The following is a 9427-nucleotide window of genomic DNA, read 5'->3' on the forward strand; positions in this document are numbered from 1 at the left end:
TCAAGGCCGAAGCGCGGTCTGGGGGCCGCAGCCCCAGGGCTGTACCGCATCCCACGGCACCAGGTGGGCCGACGGCGCCGTAAATCCCCACGACCGCCGGAGGCATACTGCACGGGTGAGCGAGAACACCCAGTTCAGGTACGGCCCCGCGACCGGCGTCGGATCCATGCCGGGCGAGGACGCGAGAGAGGCCGTCAAGGCCGTCACCGGCACCTTCGAGGACTTCCCCCACCTGCCCGAGCTGCCGGCCCGCGGCCCCGGCGCCGACATGATCGGCCGCACCGCCGGGATGCTCGTCGAGCTGTACGCGCGCGTGGAGCCCAGCGGCTGGCGGATCGGCGACCGGCCCGGCCGGGACACCAGGCGTGCGCGGTCCTGGCTGGTCGAGGACCTCGACGCGCTGGAGGAGTTCACCCAGGGCTACGAGGGCGCGCTCAAGGTGCAGGCGGTCGGCCCCTGGACGCTCGCCGCCCACCTGGAACTGAGGAACGGCGAGGCCGCCCTGTCCGACCCCGGCGCCTGCCGGGACCTGGCCGCCTCGCTCGCCGAGGGGCTGCGGCTGCATCTGGACGAGGTCGCGCGGCGGGTGCCGGGCGCGCGCGTGCTGCTCCAGCTCGACGAGCCGTCGCTCACCGCGGTTCTGCGCGGCCAGGTGCGCACCGCCAGCGGCTACCGCACCCACCGGGCCGTCGACCGGCAGGCCGTGGAGGCGACGTTGCGGGACGTCGTGGCCGTGCACACCGCCGGACCGGTCGCGGTCCACTCCTGCGCCCCGGACGTGCCGATCGCCCTGCTGCGCCGGGCCGGCGCCGACGCGGTCTCCCTGGACTTCTCGCTTCTCACCGAGCGTGACGACGACGCGGTCGGGGAAGCGGTGGAGGGGGGCACCCGGCTGCTCGCCGGTGTCGTCCCCACCACGGACGGCCCGTTGTCAGACCCTGCCGGTAGCGTCATGGGTGTCAGGACGCTGTGGCGCAGGCTGGGACTGCGGCCGGGGCTGCTCGCCCAGTCGGTCACGGTCACCCCGGCGTGCGGACTCGCGGGCGCTTCCCCGGCGTACGCACGCCAGGCGCTCGCCCACTGCGTCCGGGCGGCGAGATCGCTCGCGGACAACCCTGAGTAACGGGAGGACATGACGGTGGCCGGCGACAAGCAGCAAGCCGAGACAGCGGTGCCCGCCGAGGCGCGCCACAAGCACGCACAGCTCGCGGAGCAGGTCGAGGAGCACCGCTTCCGGTACTACGTCAAGGACGCTCCCGTCGTCAGCGACGCGGAGTTCGACCGGCTCCTGCGCGACCTCCAGGCGCTGGAGGAGGAGTATCCGGAGCTGCGCACCCCGGACTCCCCGACGCAGAAGGTCGCGGGTTCCTACGAGACGGAGTTCACGGCCGTCCGCCACCGCGAGCGCATGCTCTCGCTGGACAACACCTTCAACGACGAGGACCTCGCCGCCTGGGCCGACCGGATCGCCCGCGAGCTCGGCGACCAGACGTACCACTTCCTGTGCGAGCTCAAGGTCGACGGCCTGGCCGTCAACCTCACCTACGAGCACGGCCGGCTCACCCGCGCGGCGACCCGCGGCGACGGCCGCACCGGCGAGGACATCACGCCCAACGTCCGCACCATCGCGGAGATCCCCGACCGGCTGAAGGGCGAGAGGGTCCCGGACCTGGTGGAGATCCGCGGCGAGGTCTACTTCCCGATGTCGAAGTTCCTCGAGCTCAACGAGCGCCTGGTCGCGGCCGGCGACAAGCCCTTCGCCAACCCGCGCAACGCGGCGGCCGGTTCGCTGCGCCAGAAGGACCCGCGCGTGACCGCCACCCGCCCGCTGCACATGGTGGTCCACGGCATCGGCGCCCTGGAGGGCTTCACGGGCCTGACCCGTCTCTCCCAGGCCTACGACCTGCTGCACACCTGGGGCCTGCCCACCTCCCCGCACAACAAGGTGGTCGACGGCCTCGACGGCGTCCGCGAGTTCATCGCGTACTACGGCGAGAACCGCCACTCGGTGGCGCACGAGATCGACGGGGTCGTGGTCAAGCTCGACGAGATCCCGCTCCAGGGCCGCCTCGGCTCCACCTCCCGGGCCCCGCGCTGGGCCATCGCGTACAAGTACGCGCCGGAGGAGGTCAACACCAAGCTGGTCAACATCCGCGTGGGCGTGGGCCGCACCGGCCGGGTCACTCCGTACGCGCAGGTCGAGCCGGTGACGGTCGCCGGCTCCGAGGTGGAGTTCGCCACCCTGCACAACCAGGACGTCGTCAAGGCCAAGGGCGTCCTGATCGGGGACACCGTCGTGCTGCGCAAGGCCGGTGACGTCATCCCGGAGATCCTCGGCCCGGTGGTCGACCTGCGCGACGGCAGCGAGCGGGAGTTCGTGATGCCGTCCGAGTGCCCCGAGTGCGGTACGCCGCTGCGGCCGATGAAGGAGGGCGACGTCGACCTGCGCTGCCCCAACTCCCGGTCCTGCCCGGCCCAGCTGCGCGAGCGGCTGTTCTACCTCGCGGGCCGCAAGGCCCTGGACATCGAGCACTTCGGGTACGTGGCCGCGGCCGCCCTCACCCAGCCGCTGGAGCCGGCCGAGCCCCCGCTGAGGGACGAGGGCGACCTGTTCGACCTCACCGTCGAGCAGCTGCTGCCCATCAAGGCGTACGTCCTGGACCAGGACAGCGGTCTGCCCAAGCGGGACCCGAAGACCGGCGAGGAGAAGGTCGCGACGGTCTTCGCCAACCAGCAGGGCGAGCCGAGGAAGAACGCGCTTGCCATGCTGGAGAACATCGCGGCCGCCAAGCGGCGCCCGCTGGCCCGTGTCCTCACGGGGCTGTCGATCCGTCACGTCGGGCCGGTGGCCGCCGAGGCGCTGGCCCGCGAGTTCCGCTCGGTCGACCGCATCGAGCAGGCCTCCGAGGAGGAGCTGGCCGGCACCGAGGGCGTCGGCCCGATCATCGCGGCCTCGCTCAAGGAGTGGTTCGCCGAGGACTGGCACCAGGAGATCCTGCGCAAGTGGCGGGCCGCCGGGGTCCGTATGGAGGAGGAGAGCTCCGGCGAGGACGAGGGGCCGCGCCCGCTGGAGGGCCTGACGGTCGTGGTCACGGGCACTCTCGAGCACTTCACCAGGGACGGCGCCAAGGAGGCGCTGCAGAGCCGGGGCGCGAAGGTGACCGGTTCGGTTTCGAAGAAGACCTCCTTCGTGGTGGTGGGTGACAGCCCCGGATCGAAGTACGACAAGGCGGTGCAGCTGAAGGTTCCGGTTCTGAACGAGGAGGGTTTCGGTGTCCTGTTGGAGCGGGGCGCCGAGGCCGCGGCCGAAGTCGCGCTTCCGACCGGTGAGTAGCGGTTGAAGACCGCCCGTACGGCGCATATCAGATGCATACGGGTGGCCGGGTCGCATTCGGGCAACCGTCGACGACCGCTGCCCGAGACAGCCTTCCGCGGCCTACTGTTGGGATGTGCGCCTGCCGTGCCCAGCTGCGGTCGGGGCATCCCCGTGCTCCTGGTGAGCCCGGGGAAGGGTTTTCCGGCGCGGAGCCGTCGAGGGTTGTTGTCGGGCACCGGTCCGCGTGGCGTGGGCACCGCCGGCTGTGAGAGGGACGGGAATGGAACCGACCGAGAGCGCCGCCCCGCACTCACGGCTGCGCCGGCTCACCGGCGCGCTGCGGGGGCGCCGGGAGCGGACGCCGGAGCGCCCGGGCGCCCCCGGGCGCACCGGACCGGCGGGCGGCCCCGCCGGACAGTACACCGCGGCGGACGTCCGCGCCTCCGCACAGCCGCCCGTCGAACAGGGCGCCGGACCGGCCGGCGCCGAGCCCGGAGCGCACACCCCCCGGCCCGCGCTGCCCGCCGCGGTCGTCGCGGCCGCCGGCCTCGTCCTCGGCGCCGGCTTCTACCGCGCCTTCGCCGGCCACCACGCGCTCTTCCCCTGCCACACGGTCGGCTGGTCGCTGGCCGTGCTCACCGGCATCATCGTCGGACACCTCGTCATGCTCGGCCGCGCCCGCTGGTGGGGCGGCACCGGCTCCGGCACCGCCCTCACCCTCGCCGTGCTGCTGCTCTACGGCTGGGTGCCCGCCGGCATGGTCAGCCTCACCGTCGTCGTGCTGGTCGGCATCGCCCGGCGCAACCGCTGGCGGCCCGGCGTGCTGCACGGCGCGGTGGACATCCTCGGCATCGGCGCCGCCGGCCTCGTGCTCGGAGGCTTCGGACGCGTACCGAGCGTGGAGCGGCCCTGGTACCCGGCCGGCTGGACCGCGTACACCGCGCTCGAGGTGGTGCTCGCCGCGGCGGTCTACCTCGCCGTCACCCGCACCCTGCTGTGGTACCTGAGCGCCCCGCGCACCGGCGGACTGCCCACCGTGGCCCGCACCGCCCTGGTCAGACAGGGGCTGGTCGCCGTCGCGCTGCTCGGCATCGCGCCCCTGATCTGCGTGGTCGCCGCCGCCAAGCCGGTGCTGCTGCCCCTGTTCGCCATCCCGCTGATCGCGCTGGACTCCACCCTGTGGATAGCCCGCGCCCGGGCCGAGGAGCAGTTGCGCGACCCGCTGACCGGACTGCCCAACCGGCAGTGGCTGCTGGAGCGCATCTGGACCGCCCTCGACGACGCCGAACGCATCGGCGCCCGGGCCGCCCTGATGCTGATCGACCTCGACCGCTTCCGGTCGGTCAACGACACACTCGGTCATCTCGCCGGGGACCGGCTGCTGTTGCAGATAGCCGACCGGCTGCGGGCCGCCCTCCCGCGCGGGGCGGAGGCCGCGCGGCTCGGCGGCGACGAGTTCGCCGTGTTACTGCCGGTCGCCGACTCCACCACCTCGGCCACCCGCATCGCACGCGGCCTGGTCACCACCCTCAGCTCGCCGCTCGACCTGGACGGGCTCACCCTCGTCCTGGAGGCCAGCGCCGGCGTCGCCGTCTTCCCCGACCACGCCCTGGACGCCGAGGGCCTGCTGCGCCGGGCGGACGTCGCGATGTACCAGGCCAAACGGGACCGCACGGGCGTGGAGGTCTACGAGTCCAAGCGGGACTCCAACACCCCCGACCGGCTCGGGCTGCTGGGCGATCTGCGCCGGGCCCTGGACGCCCACGAGGTCGAGCTGCACTACCAGCCCAAGGTCCGCTTCGACGGCCAGGTGGCCGGCCTGGAGGCACTGGTCCGCTGGGTGCACCCGGAGCGCGGCAAGGTCCCGCCGGACGAGTTCATAGCGATAGCCGAGTCCTCGGGGCTGATGCCCCACCTCACCGAGTACGTGCTGGAGACCGCGCTCGGGCAGGTCGCCGAGTGGCGCGGACAGGGCCTGTTCGTGCCGGTCGCGGTGAACGTCAGCCCGCGCGACGTGCACACACCCGGCTTCGCCGGCTCGGTCGCCGCCCGGCTCGCCCGGCACGGCGTCCCGGCGGGCGCGCTCCAACTGGAGATCACCGAGCACGTGCTGCTCGAGGACCCCCAGCGCGCCGCCGACACCCTGCACGCGCTGACCGGGCACGGCGTGAAGATGTCCCTGGACGACTTCGGCACCGGCTACTCCTCGCTGGTGCACCTGCGCCGGCTGCCGGTGAGCGAGCTCAAGATCGACCGCTCCTTCGTGGCCCGGCTCGCGGTCGACACCGAGGACGCCGAGATCGTCCGCTGCACCGTCGACCTCGCCCACTCGCTCGGCCTGCTCGTCGTCGCCGAGGGTGTCGAGGACGACGAGACCTGGGAGCGCCTGCGCGACCTGGGCTGCGACGCCGTACAGGGCTGGCTGGTCGCGGCCGCGATGCCGCCGCAGGAGACCACCGCCTGGCTGCGCGCCCGGGGCTCCCGCGGCTGGGTCCGCCCCCGCGCGGCACTCCCCGCGGCCGCCACCGACGAGTGACCCTTCCGGCCACCGGCCGGGGCAGGGGAGTCGAGTACGGGTCAGGACGCGGCGCCCAGGGACACACACCGAGCCGGGGGACACGCGCCCGGGGCCTGGGGGCGAAACCGTTTAACGGCAAGACGCCCGAGCCCCATAGGATTGGGGACTGGCGTCACATTCCCGCCTGCTCCGCGACGCCTGGCACGCACGCTCGCGGCGTTGCCGAACCGTCCACGTGGCCTCCGCCACGAGGACGCTCCGGCGCCTTGCGATCGCACGCACCAGACGCCGCGGCGCCCGCCCTGCGGGCGGACGACGGGAATGCGACGTCAGCCCCCAGCCCCGAACCACACACACTCACCCCAGAGGATCGCTGCATGCCTGGCATTACGCGCGAGGAGGTCGCCCACCTCGCCCGGCTGGCGCGTCTGGAGCTGAAGCCCGAAGAGCTCGACCACTTCGCGGGACAGCTGGACGACATCATCGGCGCGGTGGCCCGCGTCAGTGAGGTCGCCGACCAAGACGTACCGCCGACCTCCCACCCGCTGCCGCTGACGAACGTCATGCGCGCGGACGAGGTCCGTCCCTCGCTCACCCCCGAGCAGGCGCTCTCCGGCGCCCCGGCCCAGGAGCAGCAGCGTTTCAAGGTGCCGCAGATCCTGGGGGAGGAATAAGCAGCCATGACGGCCAAGAACATCGAATACTGCATCAAGCTCACCGCGGCCGAGACCGCGGAGAAGATCGCCTCCGGCGAGCTCACCGCCGTCCAGGTCACCGAGGCCCACCTCGCCCGGATCGAGGCCGTCGACGAGAAGGTGCACGCCTTCCTGCACGTCGACCGCGAGGGCGCCCTCGCCCAGGCCCGCGCCGTGGACGAGAAGCGGGCGCGCGGCGAGAAGCTCGGCCCGCTGGCCGGCGTGCCCCTCGCGCTCAAGGACATCTTCACCACCGAGGGCGTGCCGACCACCGTCGGCTCCAAGATCCTCGAGGGCTGGATCCCGCCGTACGACGCGACGCTCACCAAGCGCCTCAAGGCCGCCGACGTCGTGATCCTCGGCAAGACCAACATGGACGAGTTCGCCATGGGCTCCTCCACCGAGAACAGCGCCTACGGCCCCACCGGCAACCCCTGGGACCTCACCAGGATCCCCGGCGGCTCCGGCGGCGGTTCCTCCGCCGCGCTCGCCTCCTTCCAGGCGCCGCTCGCCATCGGCACCGACACCGGCGGCTCCATCCGCCAGCCGGCCGCCGTCACCGGCACGGTCGGCGTCAAGCCGACGTACGGCGCGGTGTCCCGCTACGGCATGGTCGCCTTCTCCAGCTCCCTCGACCAGGGCGGCCCCTGCGCCCGTACGGTCCTGGACGCGGCGCTGCTGCACGAGGTGATCGCCGGGCACGACCCGCTCGACTCGACCTCCATCGACGAGCCGGTCCCGCCGGTCGTCGAGGCCGCCCGCAACGGCAGCGTGGCCGGCATGCGCGTCGGCGTGGTGAAGCAGTTCCGCGGCGAGGGCTACCAGGCCGGCGTCATCCAGCGGTTCGACGAGTCCGTCGAACTGCTCAAGGAACTGGGCGCCGAGATCGTCGAGCTGGACTGCCCGTCCTTCGACCTGGCCCTGTCGGCGTACTACCTGATCGCCCCCTCGGAGTGCTCCTCCAACCTGGCCCGCTTCGACGGCCTGCGCTACGGCCTGCGCACCGGCGACGACGGCTCGCACTCCGCCGAGGAGGTCACCTCCCTCACCCGCGAGGCGGGCTTCGGCGCCGAGGTCAAGCGCCGCGTCATGCTCGGCACGTACGCGCTCAGCTCCGGCTACTACGACGCGTACTACGGCAGCGCCCAGAAGGTCCGCACCCTCATCAAGCGGGACTTCGACAAGGCCTTCGAGCAGGTGGACGTGATCGTCTCCCCGACGACCCCGACCACCGCCTTCGCGATCGGCGAGCGCGCCGACGACCCGATGGCGATGTACCTCGCCGACCTGTGCACCATCCCCACCAACCTGGCGGGCAACGCGGCCATGTCGCTGCCCTGCGGTCTCGCCCCGGAGGACAACCTCCCGGTGGGCCTGCAGATCATCGCGCCCGTGATGAAGGACGACCGGCTCTACAAGGTCGGCGCGGCCGTCGAGGCCGCCTTCGTGGAAAAGTGGGGACATCCGCTGCTCGAGGAGGCTCCGTCGCTGTGAGCAATGCACTGTCCAAGGCCAAGGGGTTCAAGAAGTCCCGCACCGGTCTCTACGTCTCGATGGCCACGTCGGCGTTCGGCGCCGTCGGTGTCTACAAGCAGATCAAGAAGGCCCGTGGCGACAACGACACGCTGCGGCTGCTCGACGCCGTCGTGACCGGCGCCGCGGTCGTCACCAACCTCGCCATCCTCTACCGCGAGCTGAAGCGGCTGGGCGACGACGACGTCCTGCTGGGCTGAGAGGGAAGTTTTCACCGTGACCACCACGACCGACCTGGTGTCGTACGAGGACGCGCTGGCGTCGTACGACCCCGTCATGGGCCTCGAGGTCCATGTCGAACTCGGCACCGCCACCAAGATGTTCTGCGGCTGTTCGACCGCGCTCGGCGCCGACCCGAACACCCAGACCTGCCCCACCTGCCTCGGCCTGCCCGGCGCCCTCCCGGTCGTCAACGCGACCGGCGTGGAGTCCGCCATCAAGATCGGTCTCGCGCTGAACTGCGAGATCGCCGAGTGGTGCCGCTTCGCCCGGAAGAACTACTTCTATCCGGACATGCCGAAGAACTTCCAGACCTCCCAGTACGACGAGCCGATCGCCTTCAACGGCTATCTCGACGTGCAGCTGGAGGACGGCGAGACCTTCCGCGTGGAGATCGAGCGCGCCCACATGGAGGAGGACACCGGCAAGTCGACGCACGTCGGCGGCGCCACGGGCCGTATCCACGGCGCGTCCCACTCCCTGCTGGACTACAACCGCGCCGGCATCCCGCTGATCGAGATCGTCACCAAGCCGATCACCGGCGCCGGCGAGCGCGCCCCCGAGGTCGCCAAGGCCTACGTCCGTGAGCTGCGCGAGCTCATCCGTGCCCTCGGCGTCTCCGAGGCCCGCATGGAGATGGGCCAGATGCGCTGCGACGTGAACCTGTCACTGATGCCCAAGGGCGCCGACAAGTTCGGCACCCGCAGCGAGACGAAGAACGTCAACTCGCTGCGCTCCGTGGAGCGCGCCGCCCGCTTCGAGATCCAGCGGCACGCGGCCGTGCTCTCCTCGGGCGGCACGATCGTGCAGGAGACCCGGCACTTCCACGAGGACACCGGTTCCACGACCTCCGGCCGTGTGAAGGAGGAGGCCGAGGACTACCGGTACTTCCCGGAGCCCGACCTGGTCCCGGTGGCCCCCGCGCGCGAGTGGGTCGAGGAGATCCGGGCCGCGCTGCCCGAGCTGCCGCTGGCCCGCCGCACCCGGCTGCTGTCCGAGTGGGGCATCTCCGGCACCGACATGCAGGCGATCCTCAACGCCGGCGCGCTGGACCCGATCGTCGCCACGATCGACGCCGGCGCCGACGCGGCCTCCGCCCGCAAGTGGTGGATGGGCGAACTGGCGCGCAGCGCCAACGAGTCCGGC

Annotated in this window: 7 protein-coding genes; all 7 read left to right on the forward strand. The window is 72.2% G+C overall.

Annotated features, from left to right (window positions below):
- Nucleotides 1-115 precede the first annotated feature (115 nt).
- A complete protein-coding gene (locus tag IE249_RS29075; RefSeq protein WP_189709493.1) occupies nucleotides 116-1123 on the forward strand; it encodes a methionine synthase in 1008 nt (335 codons plus the stop codon).
- Nucleotides 1124-1138: 15 nt separating this feature from the next.
- Nucleotides 1139-3334, forward strand: coding sequence for an NAD-dependent DNA ligase LigA (ligA, locus tag IE249_RS29080; protein ID WP_189709552.1), 2196 nt, complete (start codon nucleotides 1139-1141; stop codon nucleotides 3332-3334).
- Nucleotides 3335-3596: 262 nt separating this feature from the next.
- Entirely contained in the window at nucleotides 3597-5852 is a 2256-nt protein-coding gene (locus tag IE249_RS29085; RefSeq protein WP_189709495.1) for a putative bifunctional diguanylate cyclase/phosphodiesterase, read from the forward strand.
- A 359-nt stretch (nucleotides 5853-6211) separates the two neighbouring features.
- Nucleotides 6212-6508 carry an Asp-tRNA(Asn)/Glu-tRNA(Gln) amidotransferase subunit GatC gene (gene gatC, locus IE249_RS29090; RefSeq protein ID WP_006130840.1) on the forward strand — a complete coding sequence of 99 codons (297 nt, stop codon included), beginning with the start codon at nucleotides 6212-6214 and terminating at the stop codon, nucleotides 6506-6508.
- A 6-nt stretch (nucleotides 6509-6514) separates the two neighbouring features.
- Nucleotides 6515-8023 (forward strand): Asp-tRNA(Asn)/Glu-tRNA(Gln) amidotransferase subunit GatA, encoded by a 1509-nt coding sequence (gene gatA, locus IE249_RS29095; protein WP_189709497.1) that lies wholly within the window; start codon nucleotides 6515-6517, stop codon nucleotides 8021-8023.
- On the forward strand, nucleotides 8020-8262 hold the full coding sequence (locus IE249_RS29100; protein WP_189709499.1) for a hypothetical protein: 243 nt from the start codon (nucleotides 8020-8022) through the stop codon (nucleotides 8260-8262). The genes gatA and IE249_RS29100 overlap by 4 nt, the downstream gene beginning before the upstream one ends.
- A gap of 16 nt (nucleotides 8263-8278) precedes the next feature.
- On the forward strand, nucleotides 8279-9427 hold a 1149-nt coding region (gene gatB / locus IE249_RS29105; RefSeq protein ID WP_229859486.1), incomplete at its 3' end, for an Asp-tRNA(Asn)/Glu-tRNA(Gln) amidotransferase subunit GatB.

The sequence above is a fragment of the Streptomyces anandii JCM 4720 genome (genome assembly GCF_014650655.1).
Lineage (GTDB): Bacteria > Actinomycetota > Actinomycetes > Streptomycetales > Streptomycetaceae > Streptomyces > Streptomyces anandii.